Below are 20,827 nucleotides of genomic sequence, written 5' to 3'. Positions count from 1 at the left end.
GTGAATCTTATGCCTCTTTCGGCAGAAAACCTTTACTTGTTTTTACGATTACTTTGTCAAATACCATAAACATGGATGGCAGTACGAAGATTACGACTACCATACTGATCAGTGCTCCCCTTGCCATCAGGATACACAGCGAACTGATCATATCAATGTTGGAATAAAGTCCGACTCCGATGGTCGCTGCGAAGAAGCTTAAGGCACTGACCATAATGGACTGTGCTGATACACGGTGGGCTGTCGTAATGGCATCATGTTTATTTGCCCCATGGTTTCGTTCACGCTTATATCTTGTCGTCATCAGGATTGCATAGTCAACCGTAGATCCCAGCTGAATCGTTCCGATAACGATAGAAGCAACAAACGGAAGCTTCGTGCCTGTGTAATAAGGAATTCCCATATTTACAAAGATTGCAAATTCAATAACACCTACCAGAATGACCGGAAGTGAAATGGATTTGAATAACACAAGGATAATGACAAATATAATTCCAATGGATACTGCACTGACTGTCTTAAAATCCTGATCTGTAATATCAATCAGATCTGCGGTCAGCGGTCCTTCACCAATCAGCATTCCGGTCTTATCATATTTGTGCAAAATCTTATTCAATGTCTTAATCTGGGCATTGACTTCATCAGATGCTACCTTATATTCAGAGTTTACAAGAAGCAGCTGATATTTATCATTTTTCAGCATACTGGATACGGACTCCGGAATCATATCAGACGGAACTGACGGACCTACAAGAGAGTCCAGCCCAAGTGCCCATTTGACACCGTCTACCTTATCCATTTCTTTTATCATTTTATTGACATCTGTTGAAGATACGGAACTGTCCACCAGAATCATGTGCGTTGTATTCATATCGTAATCTTCTTTTAACTTTTCATTTGCAATGATACTTGGCAGATCCTTTGGTAATGTCTCGTCCAGGTTGTAATAAACTGCTGTATGGTTATTTCCATAAATTGCAGGAAATAAGAATAGCAAAAACAATACTACATATACCAGGTATCGTTTCGTAACCTTGTCAGAAATTCTTCCAATATCCGGGAGGAATGGTTTGTGTTTCGTCTTCTCAATGATTTTGTCACAACAAAGAATCATAGACGGAAGAATGGTCACACATGCAATCACTCCAAAGATAACTCCTTTTACCATAACGATTCCAATATCCAGTCCCAGTGTAAAGGACATAAAGCATAATGCAATGAATCCGGCAATTGTTGTAATGGAACTTCCCATAACAGATGAAAATGTCTGGGAAATCGCATGTGCCATGGCACGCTTCTTATCTCCGTCGTATCTCACCTGCTGTTCTTCATAACTGTGCATCAGGAAAATGGAATAATCTAACGTAACACCTAGCTGCAATACCGCTGCCAACGCTTTCGTAATATAAGAAATTTCTCCCATAAAATAGTTACTTCCCAGATTGTAAATGATTGCCATTCCGATACTCAGCATAAAAAGTAATGGTACGAAAAATGATTCCATTGTCAGTCCAAGTACAATGACCGCCAAAATAACGGCAATCAGTACATAGACCGGAGTCTCTTTTTCTGCCAGATTCTTCGTGTCCGTAACTACTGCGGACATTCCACTTAAAAAACATTGCTTGCCGGCAATTTTCCGAATCTGTGCAATTGCATCCATCGTTCCATCTGAAGATGTTCCCTCATCAAAGAAAATCGCCATCATCGTTCCGGTATCAGAATTAAATACATCGTAAATGTCGTCCGGCAACATACTCATCGGCACGGAAATATCTGCAATAGAGTCGTACCATATTACATTTGCCACATGATCGACTTTTTCAATCTTCTCTTTCAGTTCCGCTACATCTTTCTCTTCCATACCATCAACAATGAACATAGAAAATGCTCCGGTTCCAAAATCATTCACTAGAATATCCTGTCCTTTCATCGTCTCGATATTGTCTGGAAGATAAGTCAGCACATCATAATTGACCCGGGTATTCAGATAACCGAAGACTGACGGAATCAGCAACAGCACGCCAAGTATCAGTATCAATACTCTGTATTTCACCACTTTCTTTCCAAAGTTAACCATAACTCCTTCTCCCTTTCATTTATGACCGTTAGTCATTTTCTTTTTCAAACAGAATAATACACCAAAAATGACCAATAGTCAATATATTTTTTGACTATTAGTCATTTTTGTGCTAAGATATTTTCATCAACAAAAATATGACACATTACTTTTACAATCATACATTAGAAATACACTCACGTTTTCTACCTTTAAGCAAAAAATTAACTTGCACATTACCTTGCCGTACAGTTATAATTGCTGTTGAACAGAAAAGAGGATAATCATGGGAAAAGTAGACGAAAATAAAAAGAAGAAAAAAGAAGCCCTCTTCAACACCGCATACGAACTTTTTACCACAAAAGGTATCCATGCTACTGCTATTTCTGATATTGTAGAAAAAGCCGGTGTTGCAAAAGGAACTTTTTATTTATATTTTAAAGACAAATATGATATCAAGAATAAACTTACCGCTTTCAAGACTCATGAACTATTTGAGAAAGCAGCAAAAGCATTACGGAAAGCAGACATTTCCGGGCTGGAAGAACAATTAATCTTTATCATTGATTACATTATAGATGCTCTCGCCAGCAATAAGGCATTGTTAAACTTTATTTCCAAGAATCTAGTCATGGGCGCACTTCGCTCCGCCCTTCTCACCGAAGAACGGACTGAACCAGATTTTTATGAAGAATTTCTCAATCTCGTTAATGAAGATTCTTACAAATACGAATGTCCGGACGTTATGCTATTCACCATCGTAGAACTGACCGGATCCACGGCATATAATTCGATTTTATATAACGAACCACTGTCCATCGAAGAATATAAGCCTTATCTGTACCGGACAGTACGGCTGATAATTGCAAGCCACAGACAATAAAACTGCATTTTTTAAAAATTGGGGACGGGGTTTTTCTAAAAAAACCCCGTCCCCAATTTTTTTACCATCACGTATTCTCAGTCTTTACTGTTTCTCACACCTGTCCCTTTTTAAAATTCGCGCTTTTTCATTGCTTTCATTGCGCACACTACTGAAATGCAAATTAGGATAACCGAAACTGCAAAAATCAGTAAAATTACAATTCCATCACTTAATTTTTCAGCTCGACTTATGATTTTCATTATCGACCCATTTCGTTCTTTTGATATTTTTATTCCGAGGTACAGTATTAAAAATATGGCTGCCATTCCGCTTACTGACACAATTCTGCTCTTTTCCATTCCGAACTTTATATACAACGGAATCATATAGCTTATCATAATAATTGATACAAAGCAGGCACCGGCCAGACCTGAATACATATCACTTTGTGATATCGCCAGTCCACGGATTTTAACGACACCATATGCCATAGCATACATGATCACTCCTGTCACGATGCTATTCACCAATGCAAATGCATACTTTTCTAATACATATATGTTTCTACTGATTGGAAGTGTGAACAAATAAGCCATTCCATTTTCATATTCATCATAACTTAGTGTACTAATTGTAAACATAGTACACATGACCGTAATGAATACAACAGCAAATGTAGGGTCTTTATAAATAACGAGATATAACACCGCCATAAGAGCTGCCATTCCCAAAAAGGATTTTTGTCCCAACATGAGTTTGTAATCTTTGATCAACAATCCTTTCATTCTTGCTTCCCCCTTTTCATCATAATGATCACATCATCAATTTTCCCTTTTTCAATAGTGATATCCGGATAGTTTTCCTGATAATACTGCCGTTCATTTGTCAGGCAGCTATAACCATACTCTTCTTTCTTATGCGCCAAAATGTACTCCTTTTCAAGCGCCTCGTACTGGTCTGCCTTCACCTTTAAAAGTCCATACTGATCCAAAAGTTTGTCGGTCTCTTCATGCAAAAGAATCTTTCCTTCATCAATCATATAAATGTCATCACAGATTCCTTCCAGATCTGTGGAAATGTGTGAACTAATCAGAATAGAACGTCCCGGAGTTTCCATATATTCTCTTAAAATTTCCAGCATATCATCTCTTGCCATAACATCAAGTCCTGCGGTCGGTTCGTCCAGAAGCAACACATCTGCGCCATGTGAAACTGCCGCTGCAATCTGTAATTTACGTTTCATTCCCGTTGAAAACTCCTTGATCTTTTTGTCTAATGGCAACTGGTATTTTTTGCACATTTCCAGGAAATCTTCTTTCTGAAACTTATGGTACATACTTTCAAGCATCGGAAGTATATCTTTCACACGTAAATATCCACTGAAACCGGAATCAGCCAGAACAACTCCAATCCACTCTTTATCCTGCACTGTAAAATCTTCTACATTTTTTCCCAGCATCTTTACAACACCTGCGTCTGGTCTGATCAGACCTAATGCTGCTTTAAACGCTGTACTTTTTCCTGCACCATTGGCTCCGATCAGTCCGGTAACATAACCTTCCGGTACTTCCAGGGTAAGATCCAGTTCAAAATCTTCATAGTGCTTTTTCACACCTTCAAATTTCAACATACTTATCAATCCTCCAAAACAATCTGAAACAACTCCAGTAATTCCTGATCCGTCATTCCACAGCTTTTGCCTTTTCGGATGGCCATCTCCAAATCAGCTTCCACTTCCTTTTTCTTCTTCTCCAGCATCAGCCCCTGATCTGCAAATGCTACGAAACTTCCTTTTCCATGAATCGTAATTACAAATCCTTCTTCTTCCAGAGCATCATATGCTTTTTTCACGGTCAATGCACTGACCTTAAGTTCTTTAGCTAAAGTACGAACTGACGGGAGCGGGGTATCTGCTTTTAATATACCATGCATGATCTTTTCTTTTATCTGATTTCCAATCTGTTCATAGATTGGCTGCATGGATGAATGGTTTACTATGATATCCATAAAACTCCTCCTTCGTTATAAACAGTATAAAACAGTATATAACAGTTGTCAACTGTTTTATACTGTTTTCTTCTCATTTTATTTTTCGGAATATTAAAAACTCCTGGCACTGGATATCAATGTCAGGAGTTCTCTTATCTTAGATTATGTAATAATGCATGATGCATGCGGATTACTCCATGCTTTGCACTCCCACAATCCGCTCTGGCATCATTACATTAATTTTCTGAACAAATTCTTCAGATCTTCAACGCTTGCGTCTTTCGGATTACCCGGAGCGCATGCATCTGCGTGTGCAGACTCAGCTAAGAAGTCAAGATCTTCTTCTTTTAACGCTTCCAGTTTTGTTGGGATTCCAACGTCGATAGAAAGCTGCGAAACAGCGTCTACTGCTGCTTTTCTGTATTCTTCTACAGACATATCATCAACACCTTTGACACCCATAGCTCTTGCGATCTCTTTGTATTTCTCGCCTGTGCAGTCAGCATTGTACTCCATAACGATTGGAAGCATCATAGCACATGCAACACCATGTGGTGTGTCATAAACAGCTCCAAGTGTATGAGCCATAGAATGAGCAATTCCAAGACCTACGTTTGAGAATCCCATTCCTGCGATATACTGTCCAAGAGCCATTCCCTCACGACCCTCTTTCTCATTTTCAACTGCTCCTCTTAAGGATTTGGAAATAATCTCGATTGCTTTGATATGGAACATATCTGTCATCTCCCATGCAGCCTTTGTTGTATATCCTTCGATTGCATGTGTAAGAGCATCCATACCTGTGGAAGCTGTCAGTCCTTTTGGCATAGAGGACATCATATCCGGGTCTACAACTGCGATGACCGGCATATCATGTGGGTCAACACAGACAAATTTTCTCTTCTTCTCTACATCTGTAATAACGTAGTTGATCGTAACCTCTGCTGCTGTACCTGCTGTTGTCGGAACTGCAATGATCGGTACACAAGGTTTCTTAGTTGGCGCAACACCTTCCAGACTTCTTACATCCTCGAATTCCGGATTAGCAATAATGATACCGATTGCTTTTGCTGTATCCATGGAAGATCCTCCACCGATTGCTACAATGTAATCAGCCTCAGCACTCTTGAATGCTGCAACACCATTCTGTACGTTCTGAATCGTAGGATTGGCTTTGATGTCAGAATAAATCTCATATGCGAGTCCAGCCTCATCTAATACATCTGTCACTTTCTTTGTTACCCCAAATTTGATCAGGTCTGGATCAGAGCATACAAATGCTTTCTTAAATGCTCTTGATTTTGCCTCTGTTGCAATCTCCTTGATTGCTCCTGCTCCGTGATAAGATGTCTCATTCAGCATAATTCTGTTTGCCATTTCAATCTCTCCTTTTCTTACATGACATAATTTGCTCTTATTCAGCTCTTATGTTTTTATTTTAACAATGTTATTAAAAAAATGAAAGTTACAAAATTATGAAAATGTAACGTGACCGGATCATAAAAGATCCAGTCTTTCAAACACCCCCGCCAGTTCTTCCGGCATTGCTTTCACGAGATCTGCTGCCAGTTCCTCCGGCGTGCGTTTCACCCTTCCAAACACCCATTGTACAGTCATGTAAATAGAACCCTGGCAATACATTTCCAGCAGGAATTTTAAATCTTCCGACAATGGCTTTCCGGATTTTTCCTGGATCCGGTCTGAATAAAATGCCAGAATCAGTTCAAAATCATGGTCTCTCAGACAGTTCTGATCATCAGATTTAAATGCCATTTTAAAGAAAAGTTTCTCTTTCTGAATATACTGAAATTTTTTCACCAGTCCTTCATAGATGGTCTCGCCTTCTCCCATATGTTCAAATGATTCCAGAATGATCTTATCAAAATACCAGTTAACCAGGTCGTATTTATCCTGAAAATGCCGGTAAAATGTCTGTCTGGTCGTTCCGCACGCATCTACGATTTCCTTTACCGTAATCTTCTCCACCGATGTCGTCTTCATGCAGACTTTCACAGCTTCCGCCAGGCGATATTTCATTTCTTCTGACTTACACTCCTCTTTGCACATGCAAAATCTCCTCTAACTTGGGCATTACCCGAAGCGCCCCTTTTCTTGTTGTTACAATAGATGCTGCTGCATTGGCAAACTCCAGCATCTCTCCAAGTTCCTTTTCATTTCTTGCCCATAGATAACAGAATCAATGGAATATGATACTTTTCCATCAAAAGCAGAGTCCCCGCATCATGTCCTCTCCCGGATTCCGGTAAAAGGCATAGGTCAGCTGATTGCCAAACATACTTCAAAACCTCTGTTCTTTTATTTTCTGTATGTGAATTCAAATCTTATATTCACAGTTTCTATTTATATTGCGAAAAGAGCGGGACAGATTTTCGCGTTTCTGTCCCGCTCCATATGTCTTGACATCATTTTACAAAATTCTCATTTTCCCGTCAACCTCATCTCGCATATGAATCTTATATTATCTGAAAACAATGTAGAGTCTGTGATTGTTCTTGTGCCTGGCTTTTTCTCAATCCTAGCAGATCTTGCAGATCCAGCCCTCTGGTGCTTCAATGTGACCCATCTGGATTCCTGTCAATGTCTCATACAGCTTCTTTGTAACTGGTCCCATCTCTTCCATTCCACTTGGGAAGCAGATTTCTTTTCCATGATCTACAATCTTGCCAACTGGTGAAATAACTGCTGCTGTTCCACAAAGTCCACACTCTGCAAAGTCTTTTACTTCATCAAGGTATACTTCTCTTTCTTCTACTTCCAGTCCAAGATAATGCTCTGCTACATACATCAGAGAACGTCTTGTAATAGAAGGAAGGATTGTAGATGACTTCGGTGTTACGACTTTATTGTCTTTTGTTACGAAGATAAAGTTTGCTCCACCTGTCTCTTCTACTTTTGTTCTTGTTGCAGCATCCAGATACATATTCTCATCGTATCCTTCTCCATGTGCTGTCACGATTGCATGAAGGCTCATTGCATAGTTAAGACCTGCTTTTACATGACCTGTTCCATGCGGTGCGGCACGGTCAAAGTCTGAAACCTTAATTGTGATCGGCTTAGCGCCGCCTTTAAAGTATGGTCCAACTGGTGTAGCAAATACACGGAACTGATACTCCTCTGCAGGTTTTACTCCGATAACCGGACTGGAACCAAACATATACGGTCTTACATAAAGTGTAGCTCCTGACCCGTAAGGCGGTACATATGCTGCATTAGCTGCTACGACCTGTTTGATTGCATCTACGAATCTGTCCTCTGGGAATACCGGCATCTCAAGTCTTGCTGCTGAATCAGCCATTCTTGCTGCATTTAAATCCGGACGGAAAGTTACGATATGTCCGTCTTCTGTTGTGTAAGCTTTCATTCCTTCAAAGCATGTCTGCGCATACTGAAGTACACCTGCGCACTCGCTGATTGTTATGGTTGCGTCGGAGGTAAGAGTTCCTTCATCCCATGCTCCGTCTTTGTAGTTGGATACATATCTCTTATCTGTCTGCATGTAGCCAAATCCGATGTTTGACCAGTCAATGTTCTTTTTCTCCATGATAATTTCCTCCGTTCATCTATATAACTTTAATTTTTAACTATTCTACTGACATTATTATAATACCATCATATCCGAAATTCAAGAGTGCGCTCTGTTTTTTTTGGATTATCTTTCCATCATACTAATAGACTCAATTCCAACGCTTCCTCCACGCACAACTTCAATACTCTTGAACTCTTCTTTCATCAGCTTGATAACTGCGTCATTTTTGGTTCCTGTCTGTACAAATTCCAGCAAAAGACTATCTCTTCCGTAGTCAATAACTTTTGCCTTAAACGTCTCTGCGATCTGGAAACATTCCACCTTATCCTCCGGTGTACATTTTTGAACTTTAATGTACATAATTTCTTTCATTCTTACAAAAACATCTGTAAAATCAATGACTTTAATAACCTCTACCGTACGGTTGAGTTGCTTTTTGATCTGTTCAAACGTCTCATCGTCACTGACCGTTGCTATTGTCATTCTGGATACAGTCGGATCTTCTGTTGTTCCTACAGTAAGGCTGTCCAGATTATATGACTTTCCAGAAAAGAGTCCGGAAATTTTAGACAAAACACCTACCTGATTTTCTACATAAAGTGATATCCAGCGTTTTTTCATTCCATTATTTGTTCCACTCATAATTCCTTTCTCCTTTCTAACAATCCATGATCAGCTCTTCCAGAGTTCCGCCCGGTTTGATCATTGGGTATACAAGATCCTCCGGATCGATCATAAACTCGATAATCGTCGGTCTGTGTTTATTTTCAAGTGCTGCTCTGAATGCAGGCTCAATATCTTCTTTTTTCTCCACACGGATTCCTACTGCGCCATAACTTTCTGCCAGTTTGATAAAGTTCGGTGTATACTCCGGATATTCAAAATTCTCATCATCTGCTGCCCTTCTGCTTGCAGCACCGGATCGTAAATTCGTCATAGAGTAACGTTTTCCATAGAATAATTTCTGCCACTGGCGAACCATTCCAAGGTTATAATTATTAAAAATACAGCTAATGATTGGAAGTTCCTCTAATACTGCTGTTGCAAGTTCCTGAATATTCATCTGCATCCCACCGTCACCGGAGATGGAAATGACCGGTACATCCGGATTACCGATTTTAGCACCAATCGCTCCCGGAAGTCCATACCCCATTGTTCCAAGTCCACCTGACATAAGAAGTCTCTTCTTCTGTGTAATCTCAGCAAACTGAGCCGTGAACATCTGATGCTGTCCTACATCAGTTACAATAATTGCTTCATCAAACATACGGTTGATCGTCTCGATAATATCCTGAGGTGTCATGATCGGTTTTTCTTTCATTTTCAGAGGATGTTCCTCTTTCCAGCTTTCAATCTGTTCCAGCCACTTTGATGTCTCATTCGGCTCTACATACTCTAACATCTTCTCGATCGCATCTTTTGCATCTGCAACAATCGGAATATCTACCTGTACATTTTTTGAAATTGCAGCTGTATCAATATCGATATGTACAATCTGTGCATTCGGTGCAAATGAATGCAGCTTTCCGGTAATTCGGTCATTGAACCTAGTTCCGATTGAAAACAGCAGATCACAATCACTGACAGCCATATTGCAGGCATATGCTCCATGCATTCCAAGATTTCCGATGTAGAGTGGGTGGTTTGTCGGAATTGCCCCGCGTCCCATTACTGTTGTTACGACCGGAATATTCGTCTTCTCCACCAATTTGGTAAATACTTCGTTTGCACGGGAAATAATCACACCTCCACCTGCTAAAAATAATGGTTTTTTTGCACGTCCAAGCATTTTGATCGCACGTTTTAACTGTCCGATATGTACGCTTGTATTCGGCTTATAACCACGGATATTAACAGTTTCCGGATATTCTGCGCTTCCAAGTTCTCCCATAACATCTTTTGGAAGATCGATAAGGACCGGACCTGGACGTCCTGTTCTTGCAATGTAAAATGCTTCTTTTAATATTCTCCCAAGGTCTTCTCTATTTCGCACCGTTACTCCATATTTGGTGATACTTCTTGTAATTCCTACAATGTCAACCTCTTGAAATGCATCATTTCCAATCAGATGTCTGGACACCTGACCGGTAAAGCACACAAGCGGAACACTATCATAATATGCTGTTGCAAGACCTGTTACCAAGTTCGTTGCTCCCGGACCACTTGTGACAAGGCAAACACCGACTTTTCCGGTAGATCTTGCATAGGCATCGGCCTCATGGACAAGTGCCACTTCCTGCCTTGGCAAGATTACTTTCGTAAAATCCTGCTTGTAAAGTTCGTCACTGATATCAATGGTACATGCCCCAGGATAACCGAACAGAGTATCTACTCCTTCTTCTTTTAAGGCTTTTACTAATAACTTATTGCCACTGATTTTCTTCATAAATGTCTTCCTCCTTTAACATTCCCAGATTTTGCTTCGTCATGATATCCAACAGAGTATGCATTTCCCGTCAGATATAGAAAAACGCCCTAAGCGAAATAGCTTAGGGCGAATATCCCATCCGTGTTACCACCTAAATTCAGAGAATTCTCTCTGCACTCATGTCAATACGGGAAACCATAACGATTATCCGATATTGCTCCCTTGTAACGTCGGGACAGACGTTGAAGTCTACTCAGATCATGTAACTATAGATGCTTTCTTTCAAAAGCACTATCAGCCATTCATCTTTTCGGTTCACTGCTCAGAGGCTACTTCCATAAACCCTTCATGAAAACTTACACCACCCGTCTTCTCTCTTAGCTTCCGGTATTTATGTACTCCTCCCCGTCATTGCATTTCACAAAACTGTTTTATCGAATATTTTTATATATTATAATCATAACTTTGTGTTACTGTCAATGACATTTTTCATCTGTTTTCTTGATATATTTTATGATATCAGAGATAATACTTTCAGCACTTCGCCTGCAATTTTTGTCCAGGAAAGTCCGCTGACATCTACTTCTTTTGTTTTACCTGCCTCCACAGACTCCCAGATTCTCTGACCGATCCGCCTTTCAAAATCCGGCAGTGTCGCAGGAACTGCCTCATCCACATTACGTATCAATGGCAGTGTCACATATCTTATATCTGCCCCCGGCGCATAAGTATCAATCCATTCTTTCACTCCGGGCAAGTCTGTCATGACTACTCTGTCTCCGCATGCAAGCGCCTCAATGACCGTAAGAGGCAGTCCTTCAGAGAATGACAGAAGTGCAAAGATGTCACAGGAATTGTAGACCTTTGCCAGCTCTTTCTGTGGAAGATTGCCTAAAAATGTCACCTTATACGGACATTTTTTCGCAAGCTCTACTATCTGCTCATACTCTTCTTTATTCCCGGCTCCTCCGGCAAGAAAAAGCTCAATCCTTTCCTTTTCATATTCCAGATAATCCAGGCTCCGGATCAGGCTTTCCACTCCTTTTTTCACCGAAATCTTTCCGGCAAATGCAATTCTTGTCACACCGTCATTCACACGCAGGCTTTCATTCTTGAAAATATGGCTGTTATACCCCATTCCAATCACCTGTATTTTTTCTTTCGGCACATCATAAATATCCTGAATGGTCCGCTTCTGCTCTGCATGCAGTGCAAAAATCCGATCAAGTCTTCGAATCTGCCCCGTAATGTACTCCCGTTCCAAATCTGTCTTCTGCATCTGCCGCAAATCTGTATTATGGCAAAAGCCAAAGACCTTCCGGTCTGGAAAATGTTCCCGTACGATGGCAGTCAAAAGATAAAGATGATGGCACAAAATCAGATCTGGATTCAAATCTCTTACTGCCTCATCCAGCTGTTTCATAAAACTTTCTTTGAATGCCGCTTCCATCTTTGGTGTCATATCCCGGTATCTGGTACTCGGATATGGCATCTCGTCTGACATTCCTACAATCGGAAAGTTCAGTTTCCCCTGTTCAAAATATACCGGATAAAATGTGACCCGATCCGGTACCGGTGTTTCCTCCTCAGGATACACACCGGCTACCAGTGCCTGTGTGTGTCCCTTATTTGCAAATTCCGTCATAAGCCCCGACAAAAAAATCCCACTGCCGGTGCTGTTCGGTTTCTGCGCTGTTACATTTAAAATTCTCATGATACCCTCTCGTAAATTGTAAATACATACTCCAGATCAAAATACGTCTGCTCATCACTGATCTTGGTCATCTGCCACTGTGGGTCCTGATCCAGATCCGGGAAAAATGTATCCGCCTGGTAAGCGTGATCGATCTTTGTAATATATGCCGTCTTACAGTATGGCAGAAGCTGTCTGTAAATGCTCTCTCCCCCGATCACAAAAATATCTTCATCGTTATATTTTTTCAGTTCTTCCACCATTTCGTCAATGCTGTGGACCACAACAGTTCCTTTCACATTGTATTTTTTATCTGATGTCAGAACAACATTGACTCGGTTCTTTAAAGGCTGTCCGCCCGGAAAACTTTCCAATGTCTTTCTTCCCATGGCAACGACCTTCCCCTTTGTCGTTTCCCGGAAGAACTTCATGTCCTGCGGAATACTTACAAGTAACTTATTGTCCATTCCAATTGCCCAATTTTTATCCACTGCCACAATCAAATTCATGCCGGTTTCCCCCTGTTTTTTATTACTTTATTTTTATCTTAAACTGCCACCGGAATATTTTTAATCTGCTCATGTGTCTCATAATCGATCAGTTTCACATCATCCGGTGTAAAAGCATAGAAATTCTTCACTTCCGGATTTAACCAGAACTTCGGTGCCGGAAGCGGCTCTCTTTTTATTAATTCCTCCACGAGTGGAATATGGCGGTCATAAATATGTGCATCTGCAATCACATGTACCAGTTCCCCGACTTCCATATCACACACCTGTGCCAACATATGAAGAAGCACTGCATACTGACATACATTCCAGTTATTCGCAGTGAGTACATCATTGGATCTCTGATTGAGCATTCCATTCAGAGAAAGCTTCTCATGTCCTTCTTTTTTCGTAACATTAAATGTCATACTGTACGCACACGGGTACAGGTTCATCTCATGAAGATCCTGATGTACATAAATATTCGTCATGATCCTTCTGCTGTACGGATTGTTCTTCAGATCATAGATCACACGGTCTACCTGATCGAACATTCCCTCCTTGTACTGATGTTTTACAGACATCTGGTATCCATAGGCTTTTCCAATCGATCCATCTTCATCTGCCCAACTGTCCCAGATATGGCTGTTCAGATCATGAATGTTGTTCGATTTCTTCTGCCATATCCATAAAAGTTCATCTGTACAGCTCTTAATCGCAGTTCTTCTAAGTGTCAGTGCCGGAAATTCCTTAGACAGATCATACCGGTTTACCACACAAAATTTCTTTACTGTATAAGCCGGTGTTTTATCCTCCCACACCGGACGCACTTTTTCCCCTCTTGTGTCTGTTCCATTGTCGATGATGTCGCGGCACATATCTATAAATACCTGATCGGCATAACTCATTTGCCTTTCCTCCTGCATTCTTATCATTTATTGCTTTGTAGCATCAAACCATTTGATTATTGTACCATGAATTGCATACAAAAAAAAGAGGAATGCAATGTTATTTTTTTACATTCCTCTTTTTATTTTGTGAAAACATATCCTTATTAACAGCAGCCCTGAAGTACATTTTCCAATGCACTTGCGCTACTGGAATGTGCACGCTCCACGCGGATATTGTAACGCTCTGCTTCTTTCAATGCGCAATGTACCATTTTATGTGCCACAGTTGATGTGAATAAGATGATCAAATCTGGCTGTCCGATCTGTGTCTTCAGATTACCGGACATTCTCGTGAATACTTTTGCTTTACATTTATGCTTTTTACAGATCTGCTTGTACTGCTGTTCCATTCTTTCATTGCCGCCAATGATTACTACACTCATTTTTATCACCTGTCCTTTTAGCAATGCCACAGACCACGAATATTTCAGCATAATTTATGTCTTGCTTTCTTCCATTCCTGATCTGCTGTATCCTGTTCCATATTAATCAACAAGTTTTGCTCCTGCCGCCTTGCATGCATCCAAATCATCACTTCCCGGTGTCTCATTTGCGATTACGCCTTCTGGTTCTGCCATCTCGGCTCCGGCTGCCGTCATACGTTCTACCCAGCTTCTCATCCATTCTCCGTCTCCCCAACCATAGGATCCGAATAACAAAATCTTCTTTCCACTTACTTTTCCTTCAAGCTCAGCTACAAATGGCTCCATCTCAGACTCTTCTAACTCCTCAGCTCCCATAGCAGAGCAACCAAGGGCAAACACATCTTCTTCTGCCAGCACATCTACATTTGCCTGATCTACAGAGATTACATTTGCCTGTGCTCCTGCACTTTCAATTCCTTCTCCAATTGCCTCTGCCATTGCCTGTGTGTTACCTGTTCCGCTCCAATATACTACTGAAATACTCATGATTTATTATCCTCCTGCTGTTCTATTTAATCAACTATCATTTAACACGCTGCCACATATGCAATATCTCGAATGTTCTTTCCAATCAGATATTCATTTACCGCACTGGTCTTTGCCTTATCATACGCCCAGAAAATCATTTTTGCTCTCCCTGGATTGTTATAGACTTTCCAGTATCCGGAAAACAGACTGTCTTTTCCATCTTTTTCAATGAAACATTTTACATCATCGATCGGATAATCTAAAAATGCTCCTATCTCATGCGGAAAACAGATTTCTCCATCTGAATACTGACAGACACGTTTCGAGAGACGTTCCAGCATCTTCTCCGGTTCCACGTCCTCATATCCGTAGGAACCTAAAAACTCCCTGACATCTGTCCGTTTCAAATATCTGGAAAACGACTCGCGCCGGTACAAAAATACAAGACATTTTCCATGATTTCTTGTCAGAATTTTAAATTTGATCCCTGTTCCTTCCAGGATTTCATAAAGCTCTCTACTGTTTTCTTCCGTAATATTCAAAATACAGGCAATCTTGATTCCTTTCAGAAACGGCGCACACTGCAGAATTAACTGAACCTGCAGACTTTTCATATTATCCATACCAGATAACATATAAGACACTACTTCTTTTGACATTGCATATCCTCATCCGTAATTGATTTTGATTATCATTTGCATGTTTATAATATCATAGGTGGTTAGTTTAATGCAACTGTTTTAAATGATTGTCTTTTATCAAAAAAGGCACCATGCATTTTCATACATGATACCTTTTATATTTCCTACGGCTCTGCAATATTATACAATACTTTGTTCAGCATCTTCTCCAAAGCCTCAATTTCTTTTTTATTCATTCCGATTGTCAGCATCTTATCCAGCTTCCGTCTCTGATTCTCCATGCGTCTCTGGATATCGTAAGCTTTCTCCGTCAGGTAAATGTTCTTGCAGCGCTTATCCGTATTACTTGGAACTGATAAGATATATCCCTTTTCGTCCAGCCGTTTCAGCAGACCGGTCACGGTAGGATTTCTGAGATTCAATCCTTTTTCAATGTCCCTCTGTGTCACTTCTTCTTTCTCACAGTCGAACAGATAATCCAGTACTGCACACTGTGATGCGGTAATGCCAAGCGTACGCAGCCGGTTATTAAATTCCTTCTCATACACATTATTTATCTGCTTGAACATAAATCCTATCGTTCTCTTCTTTTGCATACGCCTTATCCTTTCTTTTAATCCCAGATCCTGACAACCTTCTCTTTACTTATCAGCTCATCTTTTTTATCTCACTTCTCGCAAGCACAATTGCAACTACTGCTGCCGTTCCGTCCGCGATCGGACCTGCATACATTACACCATCAATTCCGATAAATATCGGGAATATAATAATGAGTGGCAAAAGAAATAATATCTGTCTCGTCAGAGACACAACTGCTCCCTTTGTAGCTTTTCCGATTGCAGTGAAAAACTGCGAGCAGACCGGGTGGATTCCATTTACAAACGTCATAAACATATAAATGCGGAAATACCTCTCTGCAAACCGGAAATATTCTTCGCTTCCATTTCCAAAAATACTGACGATCTGTCTTGGAAATACTTGAAAGCACACAAAACAGATACCGCCGACCACAAGCGCTATCTGCATGGATCGCTTATATGTGTGTCTGACTCTCACATAATTGCCTGCTCCATAATTAAAACCCCAGATTGGCTGGCATCCCTGGGCAAGACCGATACAGATTGCCATAAACACCATATTGACTTTTGCAATTACACCGACACACGCCAGTGGAATATCTGATCCATATACAGAAAGAGAACCATAATATCTCAATGTATTATTTAACACGATCTGCACGATTGCCATAGCTATCTGATTGATGCATGAAGCCATACCAAGTGTGAGAATGCCTTTGATATACATTCCACGGGGCTTTAGCATCTCCACTGTCAGTCCCATCTTTTTAAAACGTACAAAATACACAATTACCAGACACCCAGACACGATCTGACCGATTACAGTTGCCCATGCAGCTCCTTTAATTCCCCAATGGAATCCAAAAATAAACAGTGGATCCAGAATCGTATTGATGATTGCCCCCGTAAGCATACAAGTCATAGAATAAGTCGGGCTTCTGTCTGCACGGATCAGATGATTCCCCCCTGTCGTCAGGATCAGAAAAGGAATGCCAAATGCTGTAATCCCTGTATAATCCTGTGCATAAGGCAGGACGTCTTTTGTAACACCGAATACATGAAGCAGCGGATCTAAGAACAATAATACGACGACCGCGATCGTCACACCGCAAAGCATCAGCATTGCAAGTCCTGTTCCTGCATACCTGCACGCACATTCCTGCTCTCCTGCCCCCGAGGACAGATTAAAATTTGAAGCACTTCCAATCCCAAGAAGCAATGCCGTTGCAGTACAAATAATCGTAATTGGAAATGCGATATTAGTCGCTGCATTTCCAAGAAGTCCTACACCTTGTCCAATAAATATCTGGTCTACAATATTATAAAGCGAGCTGACCAGCATACTGATGATTGCCGGGATGGAGAATTTTAATATCAACCGTTCGACCTTCTCTGTTGCAAGCGGATTGACCTTTACACTTTCTTCCAAACCTAACCCTCCAATATTTCTACTAATATTCACGAATGACACTGCTGACTTCGCGAATTGTCTCCATATCTTTGAGATGCTCCAGAGAATCCAGCATCTGGCTTTCTTTGACAGCCTCTGTTACAATAACAAGTTCAGCTACATCAGCGTTCTCGCACTGTTCCTTCTGCATGACTTTTGTAATGCTGACCTTGTGAACACCAAATACCATGGCAATGGAAGCCAGAACTCCAGGTTTATTCTCCACCTGCATACGGAGGAAAAATTTATTTTTCACATTCTTAAAATCCTTGACTGGTGTTGTCCGATAACAGGTACAACTGATTCTTCCGGTACAGTGATACTGCGTGTCACGCACTACGTCGATCACATCTCCGACAACTGCACTGGCAGTCGGGAGCTCTCCAGCACCACGTCCATAGAACATTACATCTCCAACTGCATCTCCATGCACAAATACGGCATTAAAAGAATCTCTGACAGATGCCAGTGGGTGATTCTGTGAAATCATCATCGGATAAACACCCACTTCAATTCCATCTTCTGTATTATGAGCCACGCCAAGTAATTTGATAACATTGCCAAATTCTTTTGCATATGCTATGTCTCTTGAAGAAATCTTTGTAATTCCCTCTGTATATACATCCTTGAACACAACTCTGGAATGAAATGCAATGGAAGCCAGAATTGCTGCTTTACGTCCGGCATCTAATCCTTCAATATCTGCTGTCGGGTCCGCCTCTGCATATCCAAGCTCTGTCGCTTTTGCCAATGCTTCATCAAAATCCATATTGTCTTCAAACATCTTTGTCAGGATATAGTTTGTTGTACCATTCATGATTCCAATGACTTCATCAATCTCATTTGCCGCCAGACATTGCTTTAACGGCCGGATGATCGGGATTCCTCCGGCTACTGCAGCCTCAAACAGAAAATCCACACCATGCTCTTCTGCTGCATCCAGAAGTTCTTTTCCGTGCTCAGCAATCAGATCTTTATTAGCAGACACAACATTTTTCCCTGCATTTAAAGCATCCAGAATCATGGTTCTTGCCGGCTCAATTCCACCCATCACCTCAATTACGAGTTGAATCTCATCATTATCAATAATATCTCTCCAGTTATCGGTAAGAAGAGATGGATCCACACCTTCACGCTTTTTCTCCATATTGTGTACAAGAATCTTTACAATCTCAACATCTGCTCCTGCCTTTTTACAAAACTCCTCTTTTTGCTTTTCAATTAACTTATATCCCCCACTTCCAACTGTTCCCAGTCCTAAAAGTCCGATTTTTATCTTGTCCGGCTTGCTCATTCCTGTTCTCCTCCTGCTTTATAACATTTTTTTCTTTTTAAAGTAAATACATTCCGCAATAATTACTACGATTGATATTATGATGACACAAATATATCCATATTGCCAGTGAAGTTCTTGCATATTATAAAAGTTCATTCCATACCACCCGGTAATCAATGTCAATGGCATAAATATTGTCGTCACTACTGTCAGAAAATTCATAACTCTATTTTGCTGCAAGGTAATCTGGGTCTGATAAATTTCACGGATCTGCTGAGTATACTCTTTCATCTCCGCGGCATACTGATGCAAACGCTCAGTTCTATGAACATAACGCTCCCAACCCATTTCTTCATCCTGGATTCCATTTCTGTTCATATAAATCTGCATATGCTCACCCATATTGGTCATCTGATCATAAGAAACCATCAGTTCCGAAAAATGTTTCCGATACTTCATAATTCTTTCATCCAGATGTTTCTGGACATGTCCAATTACATTTTCTTCGATTTTCTCCAGTTGTTCTTCAATCTTCTGCATTCTGTACACATCATCATCAATCAGATAGTTTAAGATCATAAGCAAAACTTCATGAAGTCTGCAGTTTTTATAGACATCATTCTTCACATGTTCCATAAGAAGTTGAATCTGATTTGTTTCCTCCACAAAATAAAGAGTCTGCTTATACATGCAAAAGCCAAATACGAACATTTCATGATTTTTCAAATCTGGCACCCGCATAATTCCCTGTACGCAATCATGAAACGAATCTACTTTACAGTACCTGACATGATTCATACCGTATAGAAGATTCTTCTTATGTGGAATATATTCCTTAATCTGTTCGTATTCTTTCAGATTCATAATCTGAACCTTCATAGTATCATCTATTTTTTTATCACTTATCCTCTTGTAATTTGCTTCTTGCATCCTATCCTGAATAAGCTGTCCTTTTTGCCAATCCAGAGTGTATGCTTCCATAATCTGTCGTTACTGAAAACTTATAAAAAGTTATGAACTTCTATGTTTCATTCCTACTTCAACGAGTATGTTTTTGATGATATAAATATCTATCTACTCACAAGTTCTTGTACTCTCCATAGGCGTAAATTCCGGACTAACGTATCCGTATATATTCGCATTAACGTTTCAGTGTCAGCTTGCAAATCGTTCTCCATAAGCCTTGAGATTTATAGATGCCTGGAAATCTCTGTCAATTATATTCCCGCACGCACATCTATAAACCCTGTCAGATAATTTCAAATCTTTTTTGATGTTTCCACAACAGCTGCAAAGCTTTGATGATGGATAAAACCGATCCGCCACAATAAGCTGGATCCCTTTATCACTGCATTTGTATTCAAGCTGTTTTCTAAACCAAAAAAATCCTTGTTCCTGAACTGCTTTGGATAAATGTCTATTTTTCATCATTCCGCTGACATTCAGATCTTCAATACAGATAAATCTTGGCTTTCGATTTACGATCTCAGATATGGTCTGATTCAAATAGTTTTTACGGATGTTTGTTAATCTGTGATTTCGTTTTAATAAAAGTTTTTTCTTTTTGATTACATTATTGGTTTTGCAGTAACTTTCCCCTTTCTTATTCTTCTCGTAAGAACGAGAGATACTACGCTGTAATCTGCGTTTCTGTTTTTCTAGTTTCTTTACTTTCTGACCCTTATTAATGTTCTTATATTTAACAGCATCAGAGCAGACAGCCAAATCTTTGATTCCTAAGTCTATACCAACTCCATCATCATTAAGTGTTTCCTTGCAATCAGGAAATTCCACACATACACTGATCCACCAGTTCAATCCGTCAAAGGATATTCTCGGATTCATATATTTAACATCTGTTGGAATACGTCCATGTTCTGCAAGTCTTACCCAATTCATTTTCTGCTTATTTGCTTTCCTGTTGGAAGAAAAGCCTTCAAACTTAACGTGGGTATTACTGAATTGTATTTTAACGTTGTCCTGATAGAACTTCGGCATTGATCTCTTTTTAGACTTGAATCTTGGGAATT

Annotated in this window: 21 protein-coding genes, 1 pseudogene and 1 other annotated feature; of the genes and pseudogenes, 1 reads left to right on the top strand and 21 read right to left on the bottom strand. The window is 40.2% G+C overall.

Annotation, left to right across the window (positions count from 1 at the left end):
• Positions 1-7: 7 nt before the first annotated feature.
• Positions 8-2,080: an efflux RND transporter permease subunit gene (locus C7E02_RS00110; protein WP_029731895.1), complete on the bottom strand. Its 2,073-nt coding sequence runs from the start codon at positions 2,078-2,080 to the stop codon at positions 8-10.
• Positions 2,081-2,345: 265 nt separating this feature from the next.
• On the opposite strand from C7E02_RS00110, the gene C7E02_RS00105 reads away from it, so the two are divergent.
• Positions 2,346-2,942: a TetR/AcrR family transcriptional regulator gene (locus tag C7E02_RS00105; RefSeq protein WP_005339117.1), complete on the top strand. Its 597-nt coding sequence runs from the start codon at positions 2,346-2,348 to the stop codon at positions 2,940-2,942.
• Between the two features lie 110 nt (positions 2,943-3,052).
• On the opposite strand, the gene C7E02_RS00100 is transcribed toward C7E02_RS00105, so the two are convergent.
• The 20 genes and pseudogenes from C7E02_RS00100 to C7E02_RS00005 form a co-directional block, all read right to left on the bottom strand.
• Complete coding sequence (locus tag C7E02_RS00100) at positions 3,053-3,709, bottom strand: ABC-2 transporter permease (RefSeq protein WP_105308495.1); 657 nt, start codon at positions 3,707-3,709, stop codon at positions 3,053-3,055.
• On the bottom strand, positions 3,706-4,554 hold the full coding sequence (locus C7E02_RS00095; protein WP_022279809.1) for an ABC transporter ATP-binding protein: 849 nt from the start codon (positions 4,552-4,554) through the stop codon (positions 3,706-3,708). Before C7E02_RS00095 ends, C7E02_RS00100 begins: the two co-directional genes overlap by 4 nt.
• A 5-nt stretch (positions 4,555-4,559) precedes the next feature.
• Complete coding sequence (locus C7E02_RS00090) at positions 4,560-4,931, bottom strand: GntR family transcriptional regulator (RefSeq protein WP_005339112.1); 372 nt, start codon at positions 4,929-4,931, stop codon at positions 4,560-4,562.
• Positions 4,932-5,144: 213 nt separating this feature from the next.
• On the bottom strand, positions 5,145-6,290 hold the full coding sequence (gene fucO / locus C7E02_RS00085) for a lactaldehyde reductase (protein ID WP_005339110.1): 1,146 nt from the start codon (positions 6,288-6,290) through the stop codon (positions 5,145-5,147).
• A gap of 120 nt (positions 6,291-6,410) precedes the next feature.
• The gene (locus tag C7E02_RS00080; RefSeq protein WP_005337708.1) at positions 6,411-6,980 is read right to left on the bottom strand and encodes a TetR/AcrR family transcriptional regulator C-terminal domain-containing protein; all 570 of its coding nucleotides are present in this window, start codon (positions 6,978-6,980) and stop codon (positions 6,411-6,413) included.
• Positions 6,961-7,086, bottom strand: a pseudogene (locus C7E02_RS20385) (carbohydrate kinase); the annotation flags it as partial. The pseudogene C7E02_RS20385 and the gene C7E02_RS00080, both read right to left, overlap by 20 nt.
• Positions 7,087-7,449: 363 nt before the next feature.
• A complete protein-coding gene (locus tag C7E02_RS00070) occupies positions 7,450-8,475 on the bottom strand; it encodes a branched-chain amino acid aminotransferase (RefSeq protein WP_005331563.1) in 1,026 nt (341 codons plus the stop codon).
• A gap of 108 nt (positions 8,476-8,583) precedes the next feature.
• Positions 8,584-9,102 carry an acetolactate synthase small subunit gene (gene ilvN / locus C7E02_RS00065; RefSeq protein WP_005331564.1) on the bottom strand — a complete coding sequence of 173 codons (519 nt, stop codon included), beginning with the start codon at positions 9,100-9,102 and terminating at the stop codon, positions 8,584-8,586.
• A 16-nt stretch (positions 9,103-9,118) separates the two neighbouring features.
• A complete protein-coding gene (gene ilvB / locus C7E02_RS00060; protein ID WP_005331565.1) occupies positions 9,119-10,846 on the bottom strand; it encodes a biosynthetic-type acetolactate synthase large subunit in 1,728 nt (575 codons plus the stop codon).
• A gap of 101 nt (positions 10,847-10,947) precedes the next feature.
• Positions 10,948-11,249: a binding site (T-box leader), on the bottom strand.
• A gap of 90 nt (positions 11,250-11,339) precedes the next feature.
• Entirely contained in the window at positions 11,340-12,542 is a 1,203-nt protein-coding gene (locus C7E02_RS00055; RefSeq protein WP_105308494.1) for a glycosyltransferase family 4 protein, read from the bottom strand.
• Entirely contained in the window at positions 12,539-13,030 is a 492-nt protein-coding gene (locus tag C7E02_RS00050) for a dihydrofolate reductase (protein ID WP_005331567.1), read from the bottom strand. Before C7E02_RS00050 ends, C7E02_RS00055 begins: the two co-directional genes overlap by 4 nt.
• Positions 13,031-13,068: 38 nt before the next feature.
• Complete coding sequence (thyA, locus tag C7E02_RS00045; RefSeq protein ID WP_005337714.1) at positions 13,069-13,917, bottom strand: thymidylate synthase; 849 nt, start codon at positions 13,915-13,917, stop codon at positions 13,069-13,071.
• A 146-nt stretch (positions 13,918-14,063) separates the two neighbouring features.
• Complete coding sequence (locus C7E02_RS00040; protein WP_029731900.1) at positions 14,064-14,342, bottom strand: DUF2325 domain-containing protein; 279 nt, start codon at positions 14,340-14,342, stop codon at positions 14,064-14,066.
• A 102-nt stretch (positions 14,343-14,444) separates the two neighbouring features.
• Positions 14,445-14,870, bottom strand: coding sequence for a flavodoxin (locus tag C7E02_RS00035; RefSeq protein WP_005337715.1), 426 nt, complete (start codon positions 14,868-14,870; stop codon positions 14,445-14,447).
• Positions 14,871-14,911: 41 nt separating this feature from the next.
• Positions 14,912-15,511, bottom strand: a complete 600-nt coding sequence (locus tag C7E02_RS00030) for a DUF3793 family protein (protein ID WP_005337717.1) — start codon at positions 15,509-15,511, stop codon at positions 14,912-14,914.
• A 146-nt stretch (positions 15,512-15,657) separates the two neighbouring features.
• Complete coding sequence (locus tag C7E02_RS00025) at positions 15,658-16,089, bottom strand: MarR family winged helix-turn-helix transcriptional regulator (RefSeq protein WP_005331573.1); 432 nt, start codon at positions 16,087-16,089, stop codon at positions 15,658-15,660.
• A gap of 52 nt (positions 16,090-16,141) precedes the next feature.
• Positions 16,142-17,500 (bottom strand): MATE family efflux transporter, encoded by a 1,359-nt coding sequence (locus C7E02_RS00020; RefSeq protein WP_005337718.1) that lies wholly within the window; start codon positions 17,498-17,500, stop codon positions 16,142-16,144.
• 22 nt (positions 17,501-17,522) lie between these two features.
• On the bottom strand, positions 17,523-18,815 hold the full coding sequence (locus C7E02_RS00015) for a homoserine dehydrogenase (RefSeq protein ID WP_105308493.1): 1,293 nt from the start codon (positions 18,813-18,815) through the stop codon (positions 17,523-17,525).
• Between the two features lie 18 nt (positions 18,816-18,833).
• Positions 18,834-19,661 (bottom strand): magnesium transporter CorA family protein, encoded by an 828-nt coding sequence (locus C7E02_RS00010; RefSeq protein ID WP_242827090.1) that lies wholly within the window; start codon positions 19,659-19,661, stop codon positions 18,834-18,836.
• A gap of 291 nt (positions 19,662-19,952) precedes the next feature.
• The coding region (locus C7E02_RS00005; protein ID WP_105308987.1) for an RNA-guided endonuclease InsQ/TnpB family protein at positions 19,953-20,827 on the bottom strand (875 nt) is incomplete at its 5' end.

Source organism: Dorea sp. Marseille-P4042 (assembly GCF_900290215.1).
GTDB classification, from domain to species: Bacteria; Bacillota; Clostridia; order Lachnospirales; family Lachnospiraceae; genus Dorea; species Dorea formicigenerans.
The sequence above is the reverse complement of the archived record's forward strand: the minus strand, read 5'-3'. Positions and strand labels throughout refer to the sequence as shown.